General features: G+C 68.5%; 23 protein-coding genes. 6 read left to right on the top strand and 17 right to left on the bottom strand.

Annotation, left to right across the window (positions count from 1 at the left end; genetic code table 11):
• Nucleotides 1–49: 49 nt before the first annotated feature.
• The 17 genes from BN3560_RS00760 to BN3560_RS00840 form a co-directional block, all read right to left on the bottom strand.
• The gene (locus BN3560_RS00760) at nt 50–964 is read right to left on the bottom strand and encodes a glycosyltransferase family 2 protein (RefSeq protein ID WP_157780525.1); all 915 of its coding nucleotides are present in this window, start codon (nt 962–964) and stop codon (nt 50–52) included.
• A gap of 2 nt (nt 965–966) precedes the next feature.
• Nucleotides 967–1,701: a sugar transferase gene (locus tag BN3560_RS00765; RefSeq protein ID WP_096226608.1), complete on the bottom strand. Its 735-nt coding sequence runs from the start codon at nt 1,699–1,701 to the stop codon at nt 967–969.
• Nucleotides 1,702–1,707: 6 nt separating this feature from the next.
• Nucleotides 1,708–2,499 (bottom strand): sugar transferase, encoded by a 792-nt coding sequence (locus tag BN3560_RS00770; RefSeq protein WP_096226609.1) that lies wholly within the window; start codon nt 2,497–2,499, stop codon nt 1,708–1,710.
• A gap of 11 nt (nt 2,500–2,510) precedes the next feature.
• Nucleotides 2,511–3,062: a hypothetical protein gene (locus tag BN3560_RS00775; protein ID WP_123649907.1), complete on the bottom strand. Its 552-nt coding sequence runs from the start codon at nt 3,060–3,062 to the stop codon at nt 2,511–2,513.
• A 296-nt stretch (nt 3,063–3,358) separates the two neighbouring features.
• Nucleotides 3,359–3,979 carry a recombinase family protein gene (locus tag BN3560_RS00780; RefSeq protein WP_096226611.1) on the bottom strand — a complete coding sequence of 207 codons (621 nt, stop codon included), beginning with the start codon at nt 3,977–3,979 and terminating at the stop codon, nt 3,359–3,361.
• A 245-nt stretch (nt 3,980–4,224) separates the two neighbouring features.
• Nucleotides 4,225–5,403: a putative ABC transporter permease gene (locus BN3560_RS00785; protein ID WP_096226612.1), complete on the bottom strand. Its 1,179-nt coding sequence runs from the start codon at nt 5,401–5,403 to the stop codon at nt 4,225–4,227.
• Nucleotides 5,400–7,883 (bottom strand): glycoside hydrolase family 3 C-terminal domain-containing protein, encoded by a 2,484-nt coding sequence (locus BN3560_RS00790; RefSeq protein ID WP_231897319.1) that lies wholly within the window; start codon nt 7,881–7,883, stop codon nt 5,400–5,402. Before BN3560_RS00790 ends, BN3560_RS00785 begins: the two co-directional genes overlap by 4 nt.
• A 60-nt stretch (nt 7,884–7,943) precedes the next feature.
• On the bottom strand, nt 7,944–8,657 hold the full coding sequence (locus BN3560_RS00795) for a LytR/AlgR family response regulator transcription factor (RefSeq protein WP_161959466.1): 714 nt from the start codon (nt 8,655–8,657) through the stop codon (nt 7,944–7,946).
• A 127-nt stretch (nt 8,658–8,784) separates the two neighbouring features.
• Nucleotides 8,785–10,161 (bottom strand): APC family permease, encoded by a 1,377-nt coding sequence (locus BN3560_RS00800; protein ID WP_096226614.1) that lies wholly within the window; start codon nt 10,159–10,161, stop codon nt 8,785–8,787.
• A 173-nt stretch (nt 10,162–10,334) separates the two neighbouring features.
• Nucleotides 10,335–11,726, bottom strand: a complete 1,392-nt coding sequence (locus BN3560_RS00805) for a serine/threonine protein kinase (RefSeq protein ID WP_096226615.1) — start codon at nt 11,724–11,726, stop codon at nt 10,335–10,337.
• 74 nt (nt 11,727–11,800) lie between these two features.
• Nucleotides 11,801–12,220: a helix-turn-helix domain-containing protein gene (locus BN3560_RS00810; RefSeq protein WP_041239651.1), complete on the bottom strand. Its 420-nt coding sequence runs from the start codon at nt 12,218–12,220 to the stop codon at nt 11,801–11,803.
• Nucleotides 12,221–12,333: 113 nt separating this feature from the next.
• Nucleotides 12,334–12,828 (bottom strand): DUF5067 domain-containing protein, encoded by a 495-nt coding sequence (locus tag BN3560_RS14210; protein ID WP_157780526.1) that lies wholly within the window; start codon nt 12,826–12,828, stop codon nt 12,334–12,336.
• Nucleotides 12,829–13,021: 193 nt separating this feature from the next.
• Nucleotides 13,022–13,882: an aldo/keto reductase gene (locus tag BN3560_RS00820; RefSeq protein WP_087189678.1), complete on the bottom strand. Its 861-nt coding sequence runs from the start codon at nt 13,880–13,882 to the stop codon at nt 13,022–13,024.
• A gap of 219 nt (nt 13,883–14,101) precedes the next feature.
• Nucleotides 14,102–15,172: a ribosome small subunit-dependent GTPase A gene (gene rsgA / locus BN3560_RS00825; RefSeq protein ID WP_096226617.1), complete on the bottom strand. Its 1,071-nt coding sequence runs from the start codon at nt 15,170–15,172 to the stop codon at nt 14,102–14,104.
• On the bottom strand, nt 15,172–15,588 hold the full coding sequence (locus BN3560_RS00830) for an RNHCP domain-containing protein (protein WP_197702159.1): 417 nt from the start codon (nt 15,586–15,588) through the stop codon (nt 15,172–15,174). Before BN3560_RS00830 ends, rsgA begins: the two co-directional genes overlap by 1 nt.
• 214 nt (nt 15,589–15,802) lie before the next feature.
• On the bottom strand, nt 15,803–16,579 hold the full coding sequence (locus tag BN3560_RS00835) for an SDR family NAD(P)-dependent oxidoreductase (protein WP_096226618.1): 777 nt from the start codon (nt 16,577–16,579) through the stop codon (nt 15,803–15,805).
• A gap of 1 nt (nt 16,580) precedes the next feature.
• Nucleotides 16,581–17,186: a TetR/AcrR family transcriptional regulator gene (locus BN3560_RS00840; protein ID WP_096226619.1), complete on the bottom strand. Its 606-nt coding sequence runs from the start codon at nt 17,184–17,186 to the stop codon at nt 16,581–16,583.
• Between the two features lie 352 nt (nt 17,187–17,538).
• Here BN3560_RS00840 and BN3560_RS14215 point away from each other — a divergent pair, with 352 nt between their 5' ends.
• The 6 genes from BN3560_RS14215 to BN3560_RS14605 all read left to right on the top strand — a co-directional run bounded on the left by BN3560_RS14215 (nt 17,539) and on the right by BN3560_RS14605 (nt 24,621).
• On the top strand, nt 17,539–17,724 hold the full coding sequence (locus tag BN3560_RS14215; protein WP_147611927.1) for a hypothetical protein: 186 nt from the start codon (nt 17,539–17,541) through the stop codon (nt 17,722–17,724).
• A gap of 117 nt (nt 17,725–17,841) precedes the next feature.
• On the top strand, nt 17,842–18,810 hold the full coding sequence (locus BN3560_RS00850) for a helix-turn-helix transcriptional regulator (RefSeq protein ID WP_096226621.1): 969 nt from the start codon (nt 17,842–17,844) through the stop codon (nt 18,808–18,810).
• A 74-nt stretch (nt 18,811–18,884) separates the two neighbouring features.
• Nucleotides 18,885–20,210 carry an MFS transporter gene (locus tag BN3560_RS00855; RefSeq protein WP_096226622.1) on the top strand — a complete coding sequence of 442 codons (1,326 nt, stop codon included), beginning with the start codon at nt 18,885–18,887 and terminating at the stop codon, nt 20,208–20,210.
• Between the two features lie 42 nt (nt 20,211–20,252).
• Nucleotides 20,253–22,082 (top strand): glycoside hydrolase family 2 protein, encoded by a 1,830-nt coding sequence (locus tag BN3560_RS00860; protein ID WP_096226623.1) that lies wholly within the window; start codon nt 20,253–20,255, stop codon nt 22,080–22,082.
• Nucleotides 22,082–23,305, top strand: coding sequence for a galactokinase (locus tag BN3560_RS14600; RefSeq protein WP_096226624.1), 1,224 nt, complete (start codon nt 22,082–22,084; stop codon nt 23,303–23,305). Before BN3560_RS00860 ends, BN3560_RS14600 begins: the two co-directional genes overlap by 1 nt.
• A complete protein-coding gene (locus tag BN3560_RS14605) occupies nt 23,305–24,621 on the top strand; it encodes a UDP-glucose--hexose-1-phosphate uridylyltransferase (protein WP_231897320.1) in 1,317 nt (438 codons plus the stop codon). The genes BN3560_RS14600 and BN3560_RS14605 overlap by 1 nt, the downstream gene beginning before the upstream one ends.
• Nucleotides 24,622–24,662: the final 41 nt, after the last annotated feature.

The following is a 24,662-nucleotide window of genomic DNA, read 5'->3' on the forward strand; positions in this document are numbered from 1 at the left end:
CAGAAACCTCATGTCCATAGTCGAACCCGCATACGTGACGCGTCGCAGGTCATCGCTTTCCTCTCGTGAAGAACTCGAGCCCCTTCGCGAAGCATGCCCCTGGGGACGTGGCAAACGCCCGCACCCCGTACCCCATAGATTTCAGAAGCATGCCGCTACGTAGGCACGCGAACGCAAGCACCGCGTTATGTCTGAACTCTACGAATCGGATGTCCCGCTTGCTCAGGCGCGAGTAGAAAACCTTCGCCGCCTCGTGACGCGCCATCTCGCCTTCGATCTTGTTCTGCCCGAGCGAGAGCCTCTCTCCCTTGTGGAGGTACTGGTGCACGTGAACCTCCGGCATATAGCCGATGCGTGCACCGGCCTCGATGCACCGCAGCATAAGCCACCAGTCCTGCCCGGTCGCCACCTCGCCGAAGCCCTCGATCCTGTCGAAAAGCTCTTTCTTGAGCAGGTAGATAGACGTGGGGCAGATAGGGGTCAGCAGGTGGGCGCGCAGCAGTCCGTCTCGTGAAAAGTCCTTGCAATGGTTCAGATAGCGATGCTCTACAAGCTTGCCTTCTTCGTTGTACCAAGCCACGTCCTGCCAGCTCATATCCAGGTCGTTTTCCATAGTGAAAACGACCTGGGTCTCGATCTTGTCGGGCAGGAACTCGTCGTCGTCGTCCAGAAAGGCGAGCCACTCGCCGCAAGCCTGCCTGCAAGCGACGTTGCGTGCTGCTCCACCGCCGGTCTTTCCGCCCGTCTCCACCTCGCGTAGGCGTCCGTCGGCCACATAGCACGCCAGTCGCCGCTTCGTCGCCTCGTCCTCAGGAGAACCGGGTACGTTGTCGTTTGCAATTAGCACCTCGATGTTGCGGTAGGTCTGTCCCAGCACGGAGTCGATCGCGCGCGGCAGCTTATTGGCGCGCCTGTACGTAGGGATCACCACAGTCACCAACGGGGTTTCGCTCAAGTTGCGCATCGCTACCGCCCCGTCTTTCGCGCCATGGCGCCGAGGGTGCCGACGACTATCCCGGCGTCCATCCGCAAGCCGCACCGCCGCACATACTCGAGTTCTATACGCTGACGATCTCCATTCTCCCATGTGGCTTCGTTGCGTTCCGTCACCTGCCACAGCCCCGTCACGCCTGGGCGCACCGAGAGCGCCAAGTCGCGATGTTCTCCGAACTCGTGCGTCTCGGCCTCGGTCACGGGCCGCGGGCCCACGACCGACATGTCGCCCATCAGCACGTTCACTAACTGCGGGAACTCGTCTATCGAGGTCTTGCGTATGAAGCGCCCCAGGCGGGTCACGCGGGGGTCGCCCTCCACCTTTTGCTCGCGTCTCCACGCGGCCAGCTGCGCCTCGTCCAAGTAGCGCTCGGGGTGCTCGTGCGCGTCGGCCCGCATGCTGCGGAATTTGAATATGCGCATGGGCCTCCCGCCCCGGCCCACCCGCTCCTGTCTAAACACGGGGCCTCCGGGCGAATCCAAGCTGATAGCCAAAGCCAAAACCAAACCAGGTACCATTAGCGCCGCGAGCACGACAGCCGAGAACGCGATGTCGAACGCCCTCTTGGCGGCGCGGTAGCCCAAACGCGCACGGTTGCGCTTCGTGACCTCGGCATCCGAGAGTTCGGGAAGCGGCGCAAACGTCTCCTCGCATGCGAGTGCAACCGATCCCTCGTTCGAGCTCGACGTGGTTTTTTGCTGCGTCATGCGGCATCACCGACCGCATACGAACACGGGCTGCAAGAGAGCAAGCTGCGGCGACGGAACTGGCGGGCACGAGTGCGAAGCGCATCTAGAACGCCCCCCCCCGGTCACGACAACGCGAACCGTCTGGGCTATCAGCCTCAGGTCGGTCATGACGCCGCGCTCGGCGATGTAGCCAAGGTCCAGCCGCACCATGTCGTCGAAGTCAAGGTTGGAGCGGCCCCCCACCTGCCACGGCCCCGTGAGTCCCGGCTTCACGGCCAGACGCTGCATGGCCCAGGCGTCATAGAGCTCGACCTCCCAGGGCAACGGCGGGCGCGGGCCCACCACGGACATCTGCCCGAGAAACACGTTGATGAATTGGGGGAACTCGTCGATGGAGTGCCTGCGTATGAAGCGGCCGATCCTCGTCACCCGCGGATCGTCCGCGATCTTAAACATGGGTCCTTTCACTTCATTTTTCTCGCGTAGCTGTTCCAGGCAAGCATCGGCGTCCTCGACCATCGACCGGAACTTCCACATGCGGAAGTACGACGGCTTGCCGTCTGCGCCGAACCCTCCCACACGCACCTGCCCATAGAACGGGTTGCCGGGGGACTCTATGCGTATCGCCAGCGCCAACAAGATTGCAGGGATGAACCCAACCATGATCACCACAGCGGAAAACGCAATGTCGAACGCCCGTTTCACGAAACGGTAGCCGCGTCTCCCACGACTCCATTCCTCCCCGCGCATGTCTTCAGCAGGCGTCTCGGGTGCCCCCTCCCCAAGATCGAGGGCGCTGCTTGTGTCCGTTGCCATCGTTGCCCCCTTCAGCTCTTGAAGGGGACGTCGAGGGGCATCTGCTCCACGAAGCCGCCGTCGGCGTCGCATACGTCCACCAGGCAGCGCCTGCGGTGGCGGTCGATCTTTCGCACGCGGCGCTCCTGACCCATGAGGGGACCGGCAAGGACCCGAAGCTCGCCTTCCACGATGTGGGCCATCGAGCTGCGAAGCACGTGGTCTGCGTCCATGGAGGCCTCGAACCACTCCTGGGCCTCGAAGGCCAATGGCAAGAACCCGCGTCCGCTCTCGCTCGCGATGCGCGCAGGGAAGCTCAGGCGGGAAAGCTCCCTGTCCAAAGCCGTCACGTCGCCGGTCGCCACGAAGAAGTACTCGTGGTACATCTGCACGAGGTTGAGCGACCAGACGCCGGCGCGCTTGAACCAGCGCTCCTTGCGCAGCACGAACGCATCGGCCAGGAGGTCTGAGGGCACGATCTTTCGAATCTTCTCGCAGGTCGCCTGCTCGCGCCCTTCGGGCACATGCACCAGATACCAGCGCGTTTTGCCGCGCGGCGTCCTCCTGCCGCGAGGCAGCCCCATAGGCAGAGCGCTTGTCGATATCGAAGCCGTCCCCATCGGATGACCCCGCCTCCCTCTCTCAAGGCGACTCCGACAAAGCCTTGACCTGCGAGAATGCGGGGCAGCTGCGTCGGAAAGGTACACCTTTTGGCAGCTGCGACGCCAAAAGGGCCGTTCATGACATCCGAACGCGTCATTTGGGGTTTCTCAATAAAGAGCCCGCAAGGGGTCGTGTATAATGGTGAAATTCAACTACGGTAAAAAGGTGTACTTTTGTGATGGGCTAAACATACCGTTTACCTGCTGCTATGCCGCTTCTATGAAGACTCCCCCTGATATTTCCCGTCCTCGCGCGCCCATCGCGCGAAGGTTGTCTCGCTCACCTTGCAGCGCGCGGCGGCCTCTTTCCGCGTTATGCGTCCGCCCCAGTAGGCCTCCCGCGTCTCCCCGTAGTTCGCAGGGCGTTTCTTCCTCGGACGCCCGAAGCTCACCCCGCGGGCTTTGGCGGCCGCTATGCCCTCGGCCTGCCGCTGCCTTATGTTCTCACGCTCGATTTGGGCAACGTAGCTTAGAAGCTGCAGCACGATGTCCGCTATCAGCACCCCCGTTATGCCGTCGCGCTCCTCGCGCGTGTCCAATACCGGCATGTCGAGCACCACGACAAACACGCCGCGCACCTTCGTGACATCGCGCCATACGTCCAAGATCTCGGCATAGTCGCGTCCCAGCCGGTCGATGCTCTTAACTGCCAGCACGTCGCCCGGCCGCAGCGCACCCATCAGCCGATGCCACGCAGGCCGTTCGAAGTCCTTGCCGCTCGCCTTGTCGGCGTACACCGCCCCGTCCTCTACGCCGAATGCGCGCAGCGCGTCCAGCTGCCTGTCCAGATTCTGCTCACGCGAGCTCACCCGCGCGTAGCCGTACATCGTCGATGCCATGGCCCCTCCGATTCTCCCGTCGCTTGCATCACGGGAAACAGGCTAAGAGGTGTCCCTGCAATACCGAGGGCAGATCGACCCTCGGGTTCGATTTCATACTGTTGAAAAAAGAATTTTGGCACCTCGGAAAGAACGCCAGGGAATGCAAATGGAGCGAGGCCGCCAAGCAGCTTCGCTCCTCTTCTGGCAAATCGAGGCAGTTTGTTTGCACTTCCCCCGAGGCACGGGCGGCCCCGGCCCTGGCCCTACCGGCCGATACGGGTGGCGTCGGCCACGTTCATGGTCATGGTCTGGAAGCGGTTCTGCATGAAGTCGTTGTCGTAGTGCTTCGCGTAGAACTGCTCGATGGGCGTGTCGGGCGCCTTGCCCGCCATGCGCTGGTACCAGCAGTCGATGGACTGCACGGTCATCACGCCGTCCAGCAGCATGAGCGCCGCGCACGCCGCCGTCACGCCGTAGCGCCAGTTCCACGGGATGAGGTTGATGAGCTTCAGCAGCTGCGGCAGCAGGAGCTTGATCCACGCCACGCCCAGCACGCCCCACATCACCATGAACACGAAGTTCGTACGCCCGTCGATGGACAGGAACGTGCCCGAGTAATCCCACGCGCGGATGCCGAACGAGAATTCCATGATCCAGCTCGTGAAGTACTCGAACGCCCCGCCGATGACGGCGCTCACGAGGAAGATCACCCACACGGGCTTGTCGTGGAAGCGGTTGAGAGCGATGGTCATGAGCAGCGCGCCGAAGCCGTAGATGGGCGAGAACGGCCCGAACAGCAGGCCCGCGCGGTCCTGGTACTCGTGGTACAGCGCGAAGTGGAACAGCACCTCGATGATGAGCCCCAGCACGCAGCACACCACGAAGATCCAGAACAGGTTGAAGAAGTTCAGCGTGATAAAGCCGCGCTTCGGCTTAGCCTCGGCGGCCCGGCGCCGCTCTTCGCGGCGCTGCTCCTTGTCCATCTTGCGCAGCTTGCGCTGCAGCGCGCGCTCCTCGGCAAGCGACGGGTCCAGATAGCTCGTGACCGCGATGAGGATGACGAGCTGCACCAGGTAGCCGATATGGTGCGCCGACAGGCCGAACAGCATGAGGGTGCCGATGATGGAAAGCACCGTGAGCGCTGCCAGCGTGTTCGCCGTGGCCGCAGCGTGCTTCCGACGGTTGAGCAGAAGGCGCACGCCCAGGAACACGAACAGCACGGCCGACGCCGCGAGCACCGCCATGAGCGCGGCGAAGATGGCGACGGAGGCCGTGCGGTAGCCGGCGCCTCCCAGCCCCTGGACGAGCGAGACGGCCACCGGCACCAGGTCGCCAAGCGAGGCGAGGCCCCCCAGCACGCACAGCGCGCCGAACAGCTTCAGCGGCAACGGCACGCGCTGCCCGTCGGGCATGCGCCCCTCGTCGTTGCGATCTTCGGTCATACGTTGTCCCCTTCCCTCTCGGACGGCGCCCCCGCACCGCCGGGCGGCGGGGCGGGCTTGAGCGCACGCAGCTTCTTGAAGCCGCGGATGAAACGGTAGTTCAGAACGTCCACGGCGGCGCCTACCAGGTTCATATTCGTGCCCGACATGGCCAGCGTCCGCAGGGGCGTCTCCATGACGGCCAGCTCGGCCTGGGCGCGCCGCTCGGCGTCGCCTGCCAGAAGCAGCCTGAGCTCGCGGCGCAGCAGGTAATGCACCAAGCGCCCGACGAGCGACGCCTTCAAATCGCCTACCGTGGCGTTGGCCGTGTAGGGCCGCATGGGCACGACGACCTTGGGCAGCGCGCGGCCGTACAGCTTCCTGAACGCCTCGTCCGAGAACCCGCCGGGCCGCACGCGATGGTAGGCCTCCGGGGCGCCGTCCTCACGGCGCGGCGAGCCCGCCACCTCCACCCGCGCGCTCAGGCGCACGTCGCGGCTCGAGGCGGCAATGCGCACCTCGTAGGCGCCGGCTTCCACATCCCAAGCACGCATATCCGCATCGTAGTGCGCGAAGGCGCGCCTCGGCAGCGGAAGCGTCACGCGACATTCCTCGCCCGGCGCAAGCGCCGCCTTCGCGAAGCCCTTGAGCTCCTGCGGCGGCCGGAACGCTCCCGGCTCGAGCGGGGCCACATACAGCTGCACGGCCTCCCTGCCGGCGCAGGGGCCGTCGTTGCGCACGAGGCACGACACGGAAAAGCCCCCGTCGGGAGCCTCTCCCACCTGCAGGTCGCGGTAGGAGAACTCCGTGTACGACAGCCCATGGCCGAACGGATAGGCCACGTCCGCGCCCGCAGCGTCGTAGTAGCGGTAGCCCGTGTAGACGCTCTCGCGGTAGCGCGCCTGGCGGCCCTTCTCGGGGAAGTGCTCCGCGCACGGCGTGTCCGCCAAGCGCACCGGCCACGTCTCGGCCAGCTTGCCCGAGGGGTTCGCGCGCCCCAGCAGCAGGTCGGCCGCCGCCTGCCCTCCCCGGCAACCGGCCAGGTAGCACAGCAGGACGGCGCGCGGGCGCCCGCGCCAGGGAAGCTCCACGGGGGAGCCGCCCTGCAGCACCGCCACCGTGTTCGGGTTCGCGGCGCACACGCGCTCCACGAGCGCGTTGTGGCCGGCGGGCAGCGCCATGTCGACCCGGTCGGCGCCCTCGGACTCCGAGGCGTCCGGGAGCCCCACGAACACCACGGCCACGTCCGCCGCGGCCGCTATGCGCGCAGCCTCGTCCAGCAGCGCCTCGTCCGCCTCCCCCGTGGCAGCATCGTAGCCGGGCGCGTAGGAGGCCGCCGCGCCGGCTGCCGCGAGCGCATCCCAGGCGCAGTCGAGCGGCACCGGGTTGATCTTCGACGAGCCCGCGCCCTGGTAGCGCGGCTCGCGCGCGAAGGCCCCGATCACCGCCACGCGCGCACCCGGCACGAGCGGCAGCGCACCGTCGTTCTCCAGGAGCACGGCCGAGCCCTCGGCCACGGCGCGGGCCACGTCCAGGCGCTCGTCCAGGCTCCGCACGACAGACGTGCCCTCCGCAGCCGCATGCTTGGCGTGCAGCTCCAGGATGCGGCGGACGGCCGCGTCGAGGCGCTCCTCGGAGAGCTCCCCCGCCTGCACGGCAGCGGCCACGTCGGCGCGGTAGTCGGCCCGCGGGCCCGGCATGACCAGGTCGAGGCCCGAGGGCAGGCTCGCCTTGTTGTCGTTCTCGGCGCCCCAATCGCTCACGTACGCGCCGTCGAAGCCCCACTCGTCGCGCGCCAGCGCCAGAAGGCGCGCGTTCTCGGAGCAGTACGCGCCGTCCAGCAGATTGTACGCCGTCATCACCGTCCAGGGCCGGGCCTTCTCCACCGCTATGCGGAACGGCTCCAGGTACAGCTCGTGCAGCGCGCGCTCGTCCACCACCGCGTCCACGATCAGCCGGTTCGTCTCCTGGTTGTTGCAGGCGAAGTGCTTGAGCGACGTTCCCACGCCCCGGCTCTGCACGCCCTCGATGTAGGCGGCCGCCAGCTCGCCGGCCAGGTGCGGGTCCTCGCTGAAGTACTCGAAGTTGCGGCCGCACAAGGGGCTGCGCTTCATGTTCGCGCCGGGCCCCAGCACCACGGCCACGCCCTGCCCGCGCGCCTCGTCGCCCAGCGCCTCGCCCATCGTGCGCACGAGGTCCGCGTCGAAGGAGCACGCCGCGGCGCTCGCCGTGGGGAAGCACACCGCCGGCTCGCTGCCCGCGAGCCCCAGGTTGTCCGCCGTGTCCGCCTGCCGGCGCAGCCCGTGGGGGCCGTCCGAAACCGTGATGGGGCCTATGCCCAGGCGCGGGCACCCGCCCAGCTCCCAGTAGCCCTCGCCCGTCAGGCACGCGCATTTCTCCTCAAGGGTCATGGCTGCCACGACGGCATCGACATCGAAGAGCGACATGCCCCCTCCAGCCCGCCCCCCGCTCACCATCCGCCTCGCCTTCCCCTCGAACATTGCCGAGCCGATCCTTCCTTTATCCCCACATGATTATAAAGGTTCTTGGCTCGGCCGCCCCTATCCGACGCTGAGCGCGTCGGTGAAATAACGGTAATAGGCCTCGTGCATCTTGCGCCGCTCCTTCACGCGCACGGGCACGCAGGTGCCGTCCCGCAGGATGAAGTCGTCGCGCACGTCCACGATGAAGTCCATGTTCACGATGAAGCTGCGATGGCAGCGCAGGAAGCGGGGATCGCGAAGCTCGTCGGCCACGTCGTCGAGCTTCGCCAGGCTGCGATGGCAGGAGCCGTCGGACCGATGCAGCAGCACCGCATGGTCGCGGCTTTCCAGGTAGACGATGCTGCGGTAATCGAAATAGCGGCGCGCAGAGCCCACGCGGAACGCGAGGCGCGGCGAGGTGGCCGGCAGCACACGGTCGAGCACGGCGGCCAGCTTGCGCGGGTCCGCCGGCTTCACGAGATAGCCCGTAGCCTGCACTTCGTAGCTCTCCACCGCATGTTCGCGCGATACGGTCAGAAACACGAGGGGCACGCTGGGATCGTGCTCGCGCAGCTTCCGCGCCACGGCGATGCCGTCCTCGCCCTCGAGGTATACGTCGAGGAACACCAGGTCGAACGGATCGGCACCCGCGGCCACCTCGGCGACGAGCGGCCCGCCGCCCGCATACTCCTCGAAGCGGGGACGGTAGCCTCGGGTGACCAGATGCCGGTCCACCGCCGCCCTCAACTCCCGCCGTTGCGCCCCGTCATCGTCGCACAGCGCGATTCTCAAGCCCATCCTCCTCGTGTTCTTCCCCGGTACAAATCACGTTTTCCTATTGTCCAGCCAAGAGGGCTTTGCTGTCCAGTGCCGCTTTCGCAGGCTTCGCGGCCGTTTACGCAACAGGGAAGCCGCGCGCTCACCCGCCAAGCGTCACCTCGCGCTTGAGCACGAAGCGCAGCACAAGGTAGTAGGCCGTGCCCGCGGCCATCCACACCACGCCGAGCACCTTTGCCGGCACGTCGAGCCCCCACCATGTGTAGCCGATGACCGCCAGGCCCGCCAGCGGTACCAGCAGGTGCGCCACCCAGCGCCCGTCGCGCTTCTTGACGAAGAAGTACCAGATGACGGTAACATGAAGCAAAAGAAACGCCGTGAGCGCGCCGAAGTTCACGAAGAGCGAGATGGTGTCGGTGCCCAGCTGCCCGAACGTCAGCACGAGCACGAGCGTGAGCGCGCCCACGAAGAGCGTGGCCACGTAGGGGGTGTGGTACTTCGGATGGATGCGCGCGAGCGCGTGCGGCAGCCCGCCGTCGCGCCCCATGGCGAACAGGATGCGCGACACGGCCGTCTGCGCCGCGAGCGCCGTGAAGATGCCCCAGGCCAGCGCCGTGGCCACGGCGCACACCACGTAGAGCCACCGTCCTCCCACCACCTGCGCCACCAGGTAGAAAGCATTTCCCTTGTCGTGCGCGAACACGGCGCCATCGGGGCTGATGCACCCGGCGATGTACGTCTGCAGCACGAACAGCGCTCCCACGATGGCCAGCGACGCCATCATGGCGCGGCCGGGGCCGCGGCGGCCGTCCTCGGCCTCCTCCGACAGCGTGGCGATGCCGTCGAAGCCCAAAAACGACAGCACGCCCAACGACACGGCGCTGAACACGAGCGGCAGGCTGAACGTGGCGGGGTTGTAGAGGGGCTGAAGCGTGAAACCGTGCGAGGCGGGGTCGGACAGGAGCCAGCGCACGCCCAGCACCACGAACACGGCCAGCACCAGCACCTCCAACACGAGCGCGATGCGGTTCACGATGTCGGTGAGCGCGATGCCGCGGATGTTCACGAACGTGTTCGCCACCACGAACACGATGGAGAAGGCCCACGGGGGCACCTCCGGCACGATGCCCGACAGCGCCGTGGAGGCCACCACGTACATGAGCACGGGGATGAGCAGATAGTCGAGAAGCAGCGTCCAACCCGACACGAACCCGATGCCCTTGCCCAGGCCGCGCGAGGTGTAGGCGTACACCGAGCCGGACACCGGCCACTCGCGGATGAGCATGCCGTACGACAGCGCCGTGAACACCATGGCCAGCGTGCCCACCACGTAGACGAGCGCCGGCATGCCGCCCGACTCGGAGAACACGCCGCCGTAGATGCCGAACGGCGCGATGGGAACCATGAAGATGAGCCCGTACACGATCATGTCGGGCACGCTGAGCACCCGCGCGAGCTTCGGCTTGCCCGAGCCCCCTTTCGAAGGGGTGCTGCTCGGCGCGGAAGGGGCGTTCGCCATGGGCCGGCTCCTTTCGGCAGGTCGGAAACGGCGCGCGCACCGCGCGCCCGCCGGCCCCATCGGCCGGCCGTCCGTCCCACTCTAGCGTTCCCCGCGTGCCCGCCCCGGCGCAACCGCACGCCGTCATCGACCCGTGGCGGGAGCGTTGACGGGGCTCGCGGCCAGCGAGCGCCCTAGGTGCGCGGCAGGAAGCCCGTGGCCACGGCCACGACGACGAATCCGATCGCGAGAAGGGCAAGGCAGGCGGCGACCTGCGTCTTGAGCGGGACGCGACCCAACGCAGGCACGAGGCGAACGAGCGGCCGGCGGTCGCTCGCCAGGAAGAAGCCGGGCAGGAACATGAGAACGGCGATGCCGTAGTAGGCCGCAACCCGCGCGGCGAGGGGACCGCCATAGCCCGTGTCGCCCGGCTGCGGCGAGAACGCCAGGTCGGTGGCCACGCAGAGGAAGAGCACGGAGAGCAGGGCCAGCGCCACGTCCCACGCGACGCCCGCCCAGCGCGGCACGCGTCCCCAGAACGCCCCGCCCCCGTGCGCAGCGGCGCGCGAGACGGCAGGAAGCGGAGCAGGCCGTATCGGAAGGGCCTTCGAAGACGCCAAAGGCGCAGCTCCCGCGGGCTCGGGCACCACCGCCGTCTGCCTTCCCGCCGCGGGGCCCGCCGACGCAGCCTGCGCCTGCGCTGCCGCCGCGCCCTTCGCCTCCCCTGCGGCCACCGCCGACCGCCCCGGCGCCATCCCTGCCGCCCTGCTGCCGCCGGGAGGGAGCACACGGCGCGCGGCTTCCCCGAACGCTTCCTCGAGCTCGCGCACGCTCGCGTAGCGGTCCCGAGGATCGAACGACGCCGCACGTTCCACCACCGCCCGAAACGGCTCGGGGATGCCCTCGTCGCGGTAGCCCGCTCGACGCGCCTTGGCGTCCGGAGTCCTCTCCGTCAGGCAGAAGTACAGCAGCATGCCCAGCGCGTAGACGTCGGTGCGCGCGTCGCTCTGCCCGTAGCCGAACTGCTCGGGCGGCGCGTAGGCCCTCGTGCCGAAGTGGTGCGTGTCCTGCTCTGCCGCCTCGTCGAAGGAGCGGGCGATGCCGAAGTCGATGAGGGTGAGGTTGTCGCGCGTCAACATGACGTTGGAGGGCTTGAGGTCGCGATGGATAAGAGGCGGGTCAAACGCCTCGTGCAGCTCGCGCACGGCCCCGCAAAGCTTCGGGAACACGTCGCATGCGAGGGCGACGGACGGATCGCAGCGGTACACGACGTCGGCGAGCGTCTCGCCCCGAACGAACTCCATGACCACGACGCGCCGGGAGCCCACCGCATGGCAGTCGAGCACCAGGGGCAGGTGGAGGAACCGCCGGCCCGAGCGCTGGGCGCGCCAGAGCCTCTCGTAAGCCGCGCCGAGGCCCGCGTCGCCGTCAAGGTACTTGCGCACGTACGGCCCCTGCTCCGAGCCGTTCGCCCCCACGAAGTACACGAGCTGCGTGGTCTCGAACGCGCTCTCCTTCATGACGGCGTCCACGCGGTAGCAGCCGTCGCGCGCCAGTGCATCGAGATGTTCCGAAAGCTCGTCCATGACAGGTACATGGTAGCAGAAGGAGCCGGGGGCGCACCGGACGCCGGAGCGGTTCGCGCAGGCTCCTCGCAGCCTCAGCAGATCGTGTCCTCGCCGAAGCGGTAGAGCTCCTCGTCGGTCTTCTGCAGGCTGTAGCCGTGGTCGAGGCAGAAGATGATGATGGCGTCGCGGCGATCCTTGCAGTACAGCCCGCTTGCGCCAGCTGCCTGGAGGAGCCGGTCGGCCTCCTTGAGCGTGAGGCCCAGGGCGAAGGCCAGCTGCAGCACCTTGTTGCGCGAGGCGCCGCGCTGCCCCATGAATATCTGGTAGCCGAACGTGTCGTTGAGGCCCGCCCGGCGCACGACCTCGGCCCGCTCGAGGCCTTTCTCGTCGAGCAGCTGCTGCAGGTAGTCCGGCAGGCTGCGCCGGCCGATGCGGTGCCGCTCGGCAAATGCACGCGGATCCGGCGCATCCAGCAGCTCCTGCAGCAGCTCGTCGGTCAAGGGCTCTTTCACGCGGCGCTTCCTTCTTCTACGTTTCGTGTCCGGTCTCATGGTATCAGACGGCCGCCGGAACCGGCCATGGCGTCGCGAGGGCGCCCGCCCCGGTTCCGGCGGCCGGCACGGCCTTACGCCACGTCGAACGTCTTCTCGGCGAGGACGGTGTCGTCCAGGCTGATGAGCTCGGTGCACTCCACGCTCACCTGCGACTGGTCGTCAAGCAGGTAGGCCTGCTGGACGGTGGTGGTGGCGCCGGGCTTGATCTCGTTCATGGAGCTCTGGGAGTCGATGTCGCTCACGATCGCCGTGTCGAGCTGTACGCCGTTCTGAAACGCCTTGGCCGACACGGCCGTGAAGAACGGCACGGCCTTCTCTGCGTTGTTGGTGAACGTGTACGTCACCACGATGGCCGCCTTGCCCGCATAGTCCTGCCCCACCGTGCACTCGTCGATAGTCACGGCGTACTTCGACTCCTTCTGCTCGGGCTCCTTCTGCGCGGCCTGAGGGGCGTCGTCCGCCTTCTCGCCGCTCGGTGCCTCCGAGCCGCCCGACGAGCAGCCGAACAGCCCGACGCAGGCGGTTAGAGCGCAGGCCGCCGCCAAAGTACCGATGTTCTTCCTCATGGTCCCTCCTTGCTCCGGTTTACCCATCGGAACAAGGGTATCGAAACCGCCCAGCCAAAACATTAGCTGGCAGCTAAGTTCCCGCCAGCGGGGCAGGGGCGGAAAACCCCCGCTACCATGGGCTTTCCGCTCGGCGAGGAGATGGCCGGCATCCCGCCCTGCTCCGCTTCGAACCGGAAGAACGGGAGCCGCCCTAGAAGTCGATGGTGTCCGGGTCGAGGCCGCTTTGGCCGAGGGGGTCCAGCTCGTCGATGCGCTGCAGGTCCTCATCGGTGATATTGAACCAGAACACGCGGGCGTTCTCGGAAATGCGCCCGGCGTCCGTGGACTTCGGCAGCGGGATGGCGCGGCGCTGCAGGCACCAGCGGATGCACAGCTGCGCCACCGTGCAGCCGTAGCTGGCCGCGATGTCGATGAGCAGCTGGTTCTCCAGCACGCGCCCTGCGCCGAGCGGCGACCAGGCCTCCACCACGATGTCGTTGCGGTTGCAGAAATCGCGCGTGGCCTCTTGGTTGCAGCCCGGGTGCAGCTCTATCTGGTTCACCATGGGCAGGATCTCGGCGGCGTTCATGAGCGGCTCCAGGTGGTGGGGCTTGAAGTTGCTCGTGCCGATGGCGCGCACCTGGCCGTCCAGGTAGAGCGTCTCGAGCGCCCGCCACGTCTCCTGGTTCGTGCGCTGCCAGTCGTCCTCGGCGCCCTGCGCCGCCGGCCAGTGGATGAGGTAGAGGTCCACGTAGTCCAGGTGGAGCTTCTTGCGGGATTCCTCGAACGCCTTGAGCGTGGGCTCGTAGCCACGGTCGGTGTTCCATACCTTCGTGGTCACGAACAGTTCCTCGCGCGTGAGGCCGGACGTGGCCAGAGCCTTGCCCACCGTGGCCTCGTTGTCGTAGGCCGCCGCCGTGTCGATGTGTCGGTAGCCGTCGGCGAGCGCCTGGTGGACGGCATCGATGCCCACCTCGCCGTCCGGCATCTTCCACGTGCCGAACCCGATGCACGGCACGCCGTAGCCGTTGCGCAGGGTGATCTTGTCTTGCGGGCTTTGCAGGTCTGCCATGAGTGCCTCCTAGTTCGCAGGCGCGCCGCCCCGAGCGCGCGGCCCCGCGGTGCGCCTTCGCCTTCGCGTATGCGCCCACTCTACCGGCCATCGCGCCCGATGCGGGACGACGCGGGCGAACCGTCACCCGGTTGTAGGCCCGCGCGCACAAACCAGGCGGGGGCGCCGGCGCCGCCCCGCACCGGCATGCTCCGGGGTGCCGCACAGGAGCTCGCCATGTCAGCGCTTCGCGGACAGGCGCCTCACGGCCTTCGATATGTCCTTGTACCTGCGTTCCTTTTGGGCGAGGTAGCCGGCCTTGTCCTCGGCGAACGCGGCCTCGGCCTTCAGCTTGCGGTACGCCTGCCAGCGGCGCTCGGACAGCTCGCCGTCCGCGATGGCCTCGTAGACGGCGCACCCCGGCTCGGAGGTGTGGGTGCAGTTCGAGAACCGGCACGAGGCGAACAGGCGCTCCACGTCGGCGAACCCCTGCTCGAGGCCCTCGGCAACGTCCCCCAGCCCCAGCTCCCGCATGCCGGGCGTGTCCATCACGAGGCCGCCTCCCGGCAGCAGCACGAGCTGGCGGCGCGTGGTGGCATGGCGGCCGCGGCCGTCGGCGCGCACGTCGCGCGTTTCGAGGACGTCCTCTCCCAGCAAGCGGTTGACCAGCGTCGACTTGCCCACGCCCGACGAACCCAGAAGCGCGACGGTCCTGCCGGGCTGCAGGAAGGGGCGCACGGCCTCGCAGCCGCCCTCCTCCATCGACGACACGGCCAGCACGTCGACGCCGAAGGCCACCGACTCTACGGCGCGCAGCCGTCGCCCCAGGCTGTCGCACGCATCGGCCTTCGTCAGCACCACGACGGGCACCGCCCCGCCCTCCCACGCGAGCGCGAGGTAGCGCTCGAGCCGCCGCAGGTTGAAGTCCCCGACGAGCGACATGCACAGAAACGCGGTGTCGATGTTCGCCGCCACCACCTGCTGCTCGAACGACGCGCCGGCCGCCTTGCGCACGAAGGCGCTCGTGCGCGGAAGCACCTGCGAGACGATGGCGCGCCCGCCCGCGTCGTCCGCGCGGTCCAAGAGGACGAAATCGCCAACCGCCGGGAAGTCGGCAGCCGAACGGGCGGCGTGGCGCAGCTTGCCCGCCGCTTCGGCGAAGAGCTCGCCCTGCTCGCCGACGACGCGGTACAGCTCGTGGGCCTGGGACAGGACGCGCCCCACGACGGGGTCCTCCAAGCCGGACGCCTCGCGCGCCCGCTGCATGATCGCGTCGGTCACGCCGTAGGCGCGCACATCGACGGCCGCCATCACGCCTCGCCTCCCTCGCGCGCCTGCGCGCCGGGCGCGTCCGCCCGCAGGCCCTCGAGGGGAAACGGCGGCTCTGCCAGCGGCTTCACGGCGATGGACATGAGCTTGACGGGGTTGTCGTCTGCGGCGATGCGGTTCGAGCTCAGGTGACCGCAGCGCTTGCAGCGGTGCACGATGGCCCATTCCCCGCCTTTGCGCACCCACACGCTGATGGGCTCCATGATGCTTTCGCACACGGACGCCCGGTCGCCGGGCCGCTCGTCGACGTGCAGGCTGTGCAGGCATTGAGGACAGTGGTTGCGATGGCGGCTCCCCGCCTCGTCGGGCGTGACGAGCTGGCCGCACTGTTTGCAGATGAAGCTGTCCATGCAGGCGTGCGCCTGGTAGAAGGCGGTGCCTCTCTTGATTTTTTCCACGGTGGTTCTCCCAAAACGTTGGTGGTCGTTGCCCTGTTTGGGAGGTTCCAGCGGAGACTAGCGCTCGCAAACCTCCCGGCTTGCGACAATCTCCACGCTACATCCTTGTGACAAAAGTCATGCTCCTCAAGTAGTGTTGACGCCGTCGTTTATACCACAGGAGGGCGAAGGGCCGCAAGGGGGCCGCCGCGCGCGTCGAACGGCCGGCGCGCCCTCAGCCCCCGTAGCGCTTCAACATGCGCAGCCACGTGGCCATGACGAGGCGCTGCGGCACGAGCTTCGCGGCCACGTGCAGGTACTTCGCGTACAGGGGATGCACCGACAGGGCGCGTCCCCGCCGCGCGTCGCGCAGGGCGAGGGCGGCCACCTTACCGGGCGGCACGAGGCCGGGGAACGCCACGCGGCGACCGTTCACCTCGTGCAGGAGCAGGTCGGTGTCCACCCAGCTCGGGCACACGGCGCACACCGTCACGCCGGTGCCCGCCAGCTCGGCGCCGAGCGCGCGCGAGTAGCTGAGCTCGAACGCCTTCGTAGCCGCGTACAGGCCGAGGAAGGGCGTGGGCTGGAAGGCCGAAGCGGAGGACACGTTCAGGATGCGGCTCCCCCGCCCCATGAACGGCAGGCAGATGCGGCAGAGCGCGGCGACGGCCGTGCAGTTGAGGGCAACCGTGCGCTCGATCTCGTCGACGGGGAACTCGGCCCATGCGCCCATCTTGGCCGCGCCCGCGTTGTTTACCAGGTAGGCCACCGTGGGACGCTCCGGCTGCGCGAGCAGGGCGCGCTCCACGACGCGCAACCCCTCGGCGGTCGAGAGGTCGGCGGCGAGCGGCACCGCGCGACCGCCCAGATCGCCGCGCAGGCGCTCGAGCTTCTCGGGGGTGCGGGACACCGCCCAGAGCTCGTCGATGCCCTCGTCCTCGAGCAGCCGCTCCGCGAAGGCGCGGCCGATACCGCCGGTCGCGCCCGTGACGACGGCGATGCGCGCGCCCATGCTAGCGTCCTCCCTTGAGCAGCGTGCGATCCAGATCGGCCGCGTCGATCATGGCGTAGCCTGCCGTGAACAGCCGCTTCAGCGCGTAGAGGTACGCGACGCCCCAGTAGTAGTCGGCCAGTTTGAGGGGATCGCCCGCAACCACGCTGCCCTCGCGCTGGCCCTGCTCGACGATGCGCGCAGTGTGCGCGTAGAGCTCCGAGCGGTACGGGGCGGGCCGGCCGTCCGCATCGGGTTCCTCCTCCAGCATGAGCTGCGTGTTCAGCACCACCGAGGCCGCGAACAGCTCGTCGTCGGCCAGGCGCCCCAGGATGGAGGCGGAAAGGCGGCCGATCTTCGCCTTCGCCGTCAGCGGCAGCCGGGCGAGCAGCTTGAGCTCCCGCACGTCGTCGCCGTTCGCCGCGAGCTCGCGCAAGGCGGCGAACAGGTCCTCCTTCGAGTCGAAGTAGCGGTAGATCGTCCCCTGCGCGATGCCGATGCCGCGCGCGAGGTCCGCTATGCGGGTGCCCGCGAACCCGTTGCGCGCGAAGTAGCGCAGCGACTCGCGCAGTATCCGCGCCCGCATCTCGCCCCGCAACTCCGCGCACCGCTCCGGCGATTTCGGCATCTGTCCCCCCTACCTTTAAATGAATTATTTTTCATTCATAAGATACGCCATAGCAGACGAAGAATCAAGGAAGTGGTCCCAAGCGAGAAGAAGAATGGCCCTTTCTCCAAGCGAGCCGTTTGAAGCCGCACGGGATTAGGCCAGGACGGCAGCACCCATAACCGATGCATACCCGAAAATGGCAGAGATCTTGAGGTATGCGACTTTCGATTTAGCATGTTCAACCCGAAACGACCAGATAGCAAGCATCGACCTAGTCTTTTACTTGCACACATCCACTTCCGACGATGACAGAGAAAATCTCACCTACCTCGGAATCTTTGCCAGATTGGAGGCCTTGCGATGCTGGAACGTGGACGCCCTGCGCGCTCGACACAGGGGAAAGCCCGTCGCCTTCCAAGCCGAGCATCGCCCCCGCTGCGAAGGCGGCAAGCTGCGCCACGAGTACGACGGCGCCTCCTTCGACGTGGACGTCGAGACCATGCGCCGAACGGGAGGCTTCGACCGCTTTCCCCCGTTCGTTTCCGTCGAGCAGTAAGGCGGCCCGCGCCGAGAGCCCGCGGGCAACGTTCGCAAGTCGGATCAAGCGCGCGTGCCCCGCGTGCCGTATAGTGCAGCTCAGCGCGCGCTGACCGGCAAGGAGAACGGACAAGACATGCACGAATGGCGAAGGCAGGTGCAGCAGATCGTCGACGCGATCGACGAGAGCATCGCGGCCCGCGACGACGAGGCGCTCACCCTGCGCGCCTTGGCGGAGCTGCTCGGGTACTCCGAGTTCCACACCACGCGGAGGTTCAAGGAGGTCTCGGGCATGCCGCTGCGGGACTACCTGCGGGGACGTCGGCTGGCGTTCGCGCTCAAGGAGGTGCGCGACGGCGACGCGAGCTTGCTCGATATCGCACTTTCGCACGGGTTCTCTTCGCACGAGGCGTTCACCCGGGCGTTCAAGCGCGCCTTCGGCGTGACGCCGAGCGCGTACCGGGCGGACCCGCGGCCCGTGGTGCTGCGCACGAAGATCACCGCCTTCGACCGCTACGTGCTGGGAATGGGAGAGATCGGCATGACGGACGAGAACGAGAACGTGGAACCTTATTTCATCACGGTGCCCGCGCACCGGTTCCTGCATGTGGCCAACCGAGAGAGCAACGGCTACTGGGACTTCTGCCAGAAGCAGAACGAGATTCCCGGGCAGGACATGGCCACCGTCTGCGGCCTGCTGGACAGCGTGAAGGGCAAGCTCGACGACGAGGGCGGCGCGGAGGCCAACGCCGGCGGCGGCCAGGTGATGGCCTACGTGAGCGACCCGGCGGGGCGCCTGTGCGCCTGGGGCTTCCCCCGCGTCGAGTGCCTGGGCGCGCGCCTGCCCCGCGACTGGGCGGGCGAGGTGCCGCCGAACCTGCGCCTCATGGACGTGGAGGCGGGCGAGTACGCCGTGTTCGAGCACGGGCCCTTCGACTACGAGCGCCAGATGCGCACGGTGGAGGACAAGATCGAGGCCGCGATGGCCGCGTTCGAGGCCGCCGATAACGGCTGGCAGTTCGACACGGCGCCGGGGAAGGTGATCTACCTCTACTTCGACCCCGCGCGCTTCTGCAAGTACGTGCGGCCCGTGCGCAGGGCGTAGAAGGAGGGTGCGCCGGGGCGCGGAATCCGGTAGGATGGCACCAAGTTGTTTCCTCCGAGAGAATCGACGATGCCATGCCTGCCGAGCACGCCTCCCTGCCCCGCCCCGGCCTGACGAGGAAGTCGTGGGCGCTCATCATCCTGCTGTCGTTCTTCGGGCAGGTGGCCTGGGCGCTCGAGAACAACTTCTTCAACCTGTTCATCCAGGACGCGTTCGGCGCGTCGCTCTCCGACGTGGCGCTCATGGTGTCCGCCTCGGCGCTCACGGCCACGGCCACGACGCTGTTCGCGGGCGCGTGGTCGGACCGCGTCGGGCGGCGCAAGGCGTTCATCGGCGTGGGCACCGTGCTGTGGGGCGCTTCCATCATCGTGTTCGCCTACCTGCAGTCTATCTCGTCGGCACTCGCCGGCACCGCGGCGGCGGCCATGGCGTTCGGCGTGACGCTCACCATCGTGTTTGACTGCGTGATGACGTTCTTCGGCAGCCTGGCGAACGACTCGTGCTTCAACGCCTGGATCACCGACATCACCTGCGAGGAGAACCGCGGGCGCGTGGAGGGCGTGAACTCCGCCATGCCGCTGCTCGCGATGCTCGCGGTGTTCGGCGGCGCGCTGTTCTTCATGATCGTGCGGCCCGACGGCACGGTGACCTACGACTACCCGCTGTTCTTCACCATCGTCGGCGTCGCGGTGATGGCGCTCGGCGCGGGCGTGCTCCTGTTCATGGACGACTCGGCGCCCGGCCGCGCGCCTACGGGCGGCTACCTGGCAAGCGCGCTCTACGGCTTCCGCCCGCAGGCGGTGCGCGAGAACCGGATGCTTTACCTGGTGCTTCTGGGCTACCTCGTGTTCGCCACGGCGCTGCAGGTGTTCATGCCCTACTACGTGCTGTACCTGCGCCTGCCCTACATCCTGGGCGAGAGCTACGTGTTCGTGATGGCGCCGGGCATCGCGATCGCGGCCGTGTTCACCATCCTCTACGGCAAGCGGGTCGACGCCTGCGGGTTCCGGCGCGCGGTGGTGCTGCCGCTTCTGCTGTTCGTGGCGGGGTGCGTGGTGCTCACGCTGCTCACGGGCATGGCGGGCGTGTTCGCGGGGTCGGTGCTGATGCTCTGCGGCTACCTGGGGGCGGTCGCTTGCTTCGGCGCGGAGGTGCGCAACAACACGCCCGCCGGGCGCGTGGGGTCGTTCCAGGGCGTGCGCATCTTCATGGCCGTGCTCGTGCCGATGCTCGTTGGGCTGTGGATCGGCTCGGCTTTGAGCGCGGGCTCGGGGGCGCTCGGGTTCGGCGTGGTGGGCGACGGGTTCACGCCGTCGTCGCTCATCTTCCTGGGCGGTGCGGCCGTGGCGCTGCTCACGTTCGCCGTGCTGCCGTTCATCAAGAAGAGCAAAATGTCATAGAAGGGGACTGTCCCTTCTATGACATTTTCGGAGGAGGCGAAAATGCTCGATATCAAACGCGTGCTGGCGAGCGCGCCGCGCAAGCCGGAGGACGCGGAGCTGCGGGAGCTGCTCACGCCGTGGGGCGAGGCGCTGGCGGCGGGCGGGGAGCGGGCGAAGGTCCATCCGCGGCCGCAGCTCGCGCGCGAGGCCTTCGAGCTGCTCGACGGGTGGTGGGACTACGCGATCGCGGCCGTCGCCGATGCGGGGGGCGCGTGGCGCGACGCTCCCCCGCCCGCCGCCTGGGACAGGCGCATCCGCGTGCCGTTCTCGCCGGAGGCGCCGTTGTCGGGCGTGCGCCGGCAGGTGCGGCCCGACGAGCTTCTGTGGTACCGGCGCGCGCTGTCCTGCACGAAGCCCGCGGGCGGCGAGCGCGTCATCCTGCATTTCGACGCCGTGGACTGGGCGTGCGCGTGCTACGTGAACGGGACGCGCGTCGGCGAGCACAGGGGCGGCTACCTGCCGTTCTGCTTCGACGTCACTGACGCGCTGGCCGATGGAGAGAACGAGGTCGCGCTGTGCGTGTGGGACCCCAGCGATGCCGGCACCCAGCTGCGCGGAAAGCAGCGGCTTGCGCGCGGGGGCATCTGGTACACCGCGCAGAGCGGCATCTGGCAGAGCGTCTGGCTGGAAACGGTGCCCGAGGAGCACGTGGTCGCGCTGGTAATCGACCCGCGGCCCGACGAGGGGAAGCTCATGCTCTCCGCAGCCGTGCGCGGCGAGGCGACGCTGGCCGTGCGGCTGCTCGATGACGACCGCGAGGTGGCGCGCGGCGAGGCGCGTGCGGAGAACGGCCGTTGCGAACTCGCGCTGGACGTGCCGAACCCGCATCTGTGGAGCCCGGACGACCCGCATCTCTACGACCTCGAGCTCTCCTTCGGCCGCGACCGCGTGAAGAGCTACTGCGCCTTCCGCACCGTGGGCGTCGAGCCCGACGCGCAGGGCGTGCCGCGCTTCTGCCTGAACCACGAACCTCTCTTCCTGCGCGGCGTGCTCGACCAGGGCTACTGGCCCGACGGCCTCATGACCGCGCCGGACGACGAGGCGCTCGCCCACGACGTGCGCGCGATGCGCGAGGCGGGCTTCAACCTCTTGCGCAAGCACATCAAGGTGGAGTCCGACCGCTTCTACTGGTGGTGCGACAAGCTGGGGATGCTCGTGTGGCAGGACATGGTGAGCGGAGGGGCGGCTCCAAACCCGTGGCACTCGAGCTACAAGCCCACGTTCTTCCGCAGCTCGTGGGGCCGCTACGCCGACGACGACCCGCGCCGCTTCCCCGGCCTGGCCGCCGACGACCCGGCGTTTCGCGCGGAATGGGCCGAAACGTGCGCGGGAACGGTGCGCCATCTGCGCAACCACCCCTGCGTCGTCGCCTGGGTGCTGTTCAACGAGGCGTGGGGGCAGTTCGACGCATGCCGGGCCGTGGAGGCGGTGCGCGCGCTCGACCCGACGCGCCCCATCGACGCGGTGAGCGGGTGGTACGACCAGCGCTGCGGCGACTTCCTCAGCGTGCACAACTACTTCCGGCCGCTCGAGGTGTACCCCGACGCGGCCCAGCCGCCGCGCGCGTTCGTCATCTCGGAGTTCGGCGGGCTGTCGCATCACGTGGACGGGCACTCCTCGCTGGAGACGTCGTACGGGTACGGCTCCTCGAGCGACCTCGCGTCGTTTCGGGGCGCCGTGCGCGCGACCCTCGCCCGAGCCGACGCGCTCGAGGGAGAGGGGCTCGCGGGCTACGTGTACACCCAGCTCTCCGACGTGGAGGAGGAGACGAACGGGATTCTGACGTACGATCGGCGCGTGAACAAGCTCGCGGAAGGAGGCGCGTCGTGATGCGGACCGAGGAAGAGGCGTTGGAGTGCTTGAAGGGGCGGTTCGCGGATCGTTTCGGCGTCATGGCCGGCCGAGCCCTCGCGTTCGCGTCCGCGCCGGGGCGCGTGGAGCTGGCGGGCAACCACACCGACCACCAGGGCGGGCGCACCATCTCCACCGCCATCGACCGGCGGATGTTCGCCTTGGCCGCGCCGAACGGCGAGGACGTGATCCACGTGAGCATGGAGGGCTTCGGCGAGGCGGCCATCGACGTGGAAGACCTCGAGCCGCGCGCGGAGGAGCGCGGCTCGTCGGCGGCGCTCGTGCGCGGCATGGCGGCCGCCTACGTGCGCGCGGGCGGCGCGCTGCGCGGCTTCGACGCCGTGACGTGCTCGGACATCCCCGCCGGATGCGGAGTGTCCTCATCGGCCGCCTTCGAGATGCTGACGGGCCTGCTGATCCGCGCACTCTGCGATCCGGAGGGCCTGGACCCGCGCCGCAGCCTCGTGCGGCTCGCTCTCGACGGGTCGTGGGCCGAGGACGTCCACTTCGGCAAGCCCACGGGCGCCCAAGACCAGCTGGCGAGCGCCTTCGGCGGCATCGTGGCCCTCGACTTCGCCGGCGCCGAGCCGCGCGTCTCCCCCGTGGCCTTCGACGTGCGCGCAAGCGGGCACGCCCTGTTCCTCGTGGACAGCCGCTGCGACCACTCCCGTTACACCGACGAGTTCGTGGCCGTCCCCGCCGACATGTTCGCCGTCGCGAAGCGCTTTGGGCGCGAGCGGCTCGAGGACGTGCCCTGCGAGGCGTTTCTCGAGGACCTCGCGGGCGTGCGCGCCGAGCTGGGCGACCGCGCGGCCCTGCGCGCGCTCCACTACTTCGAGGAGACGCGGCGCGTGGCGGCGCAGCGGCGGGCGCTCGAAAAGGGCGACTTCCCGGCGTTCCTCGCGCTCGTGCGCCAGTCGGGGATGTCGTCGGCGCAGTTCTTGCAGAACGTCTCGCCGCGCGCCGACGCCTCGGGCGCCGAGCAGCCCGCGATGGTGGCCCTCGCGCTGTGCGCGCATCTGCTGGGCGAGCGGGGCGCGTACCGCATCCACGGCGGCGGGTTCGGCGGCAGCGTGCTCGCCTTCGTGCCGGACGCCGAGGCCGAGGCGTTCCGCGCGCGGATGGACGCGCTGCTGGGCTTCGAGGCCTGCCTGCCCGTAGCCGTCGGCGCGCCGGGCGCGTGCGCGCGGAGGATCGGCTGATGGGCGCGCCGCTGCCCGCGCCGGAAGAGGTGCGCGCGGAGTTCGACCGCCTGCTCGCGCAGGACGCGGAGGCTGCCGTCGCGTACCTGCACGACCTGGGCGCTTCGAGCGGCTACCTCGACGAGGCGGCCATGGCGCGCACCATCCGTTGGACGGCGGCGAGCCCCTACGGCGAGCTGGAGATCACCATCAACCGGTCCAAGCCCGAGAAGGACCCGCGCGCCATCGCCGTCGCGGCGGCGCGCGGCGCGGTAGCGGACGCTCCCACGGGCCCCGGCGTCCCCCGCTGCGACCTCTGCTGGGAGAACGAGGGCTTCCCCGGCGCGCCCGGGCGCCCGGCCAAGCCCGGCCTGCGCATCGCCGCCATCGAGCTGGGTGGCGAGCGCTGGGGCCTCCAGTTCTCGCCGTACGCGTACTTCGACGAGCACTGCATCGCGCTCTCGCCCGAGCACCGGCCCATGAGGATCGACGCGCCCTGCCTCGAGCGGCTGCTCGATTTCGCCGACCTGTTCCCGTTCTACTTCATAGGATCGAACGCCGATCTGCCCATCGTGGGCGGATCGATCCTCTCCCACGACCACTTCCAGGGAGGACGTCACGTGTTCCCCCTCATGAAAGCCCCCGTCGAGCGTGAGGTGGCGCTCGCGGGGCTGCCTCAGGTGAGCTGCGGCGTCGTGCGCTGGCCGGCCTCCGCGCTGCGGCTGGCCTCGCATGACCGCGCCGCGCTCGCCCGCGCTGCGACGCGCATCCTGGAGGCGTGGCAGCGCTTCTCCTTCGAGCCGTGCGGCATCGTCGCACATGACGCGGACGGCCCGCACAACACGCTCAACCCCATCGTGCACCGCGAAGACGCGCTCTACGTGATGCACCTCGTCCTGCGCAACAACCGCGCCGACGACGCGCGGCCGTGGGGCGTCTTCCACCCGGGCGCGCAGCTGCACCATCTCAAGAAAGAGAACATCGGCCTCATCGAGATCATGGGCCTCGCCATCCTGCCGCCGCGCCTCGCCCGCGAGCTGCCGGCCGTGGAGCGGGAGCTCGCCAAGGCCGCGCGGGCGGGCCGGACGCCGCAGGAGGCGGAAGCGCTCCTGCTCGAGCGCGAGGCGACCGCGCCCCACGCCGCCTGGGCCGTCAGCGTGCTCGCCCGACGAGCGGCCGAGCTGGCCTGCGAGGACGCGCGTGCCAAGGCGATCGGCCCCGTCCTGCGCGAGGAGGTCGGCGGGGCGTTCGCGCGCATCCTCGCCTGCACCGGCGTGTTCAAGCGCGACGCTTCGGGCCGCGCCGGCTGGAACGCGTTTATCAAGGGGCTCGGCTGAGCGTCCAGGGCAAGGCGGGCAGCCTCGGGCCGGAGGCGTCG

Origin of the sequence: Gordonibacter urolithinfaciens (assembly GCF_900199375.1) — a bacterium.
GTDB lineage: Bacteria > Actinomycetota > Coriobacteriia > Coriobacteriales > Eggerthellaceae > Gordonibacter > Gordonibacter urolithinfaciens.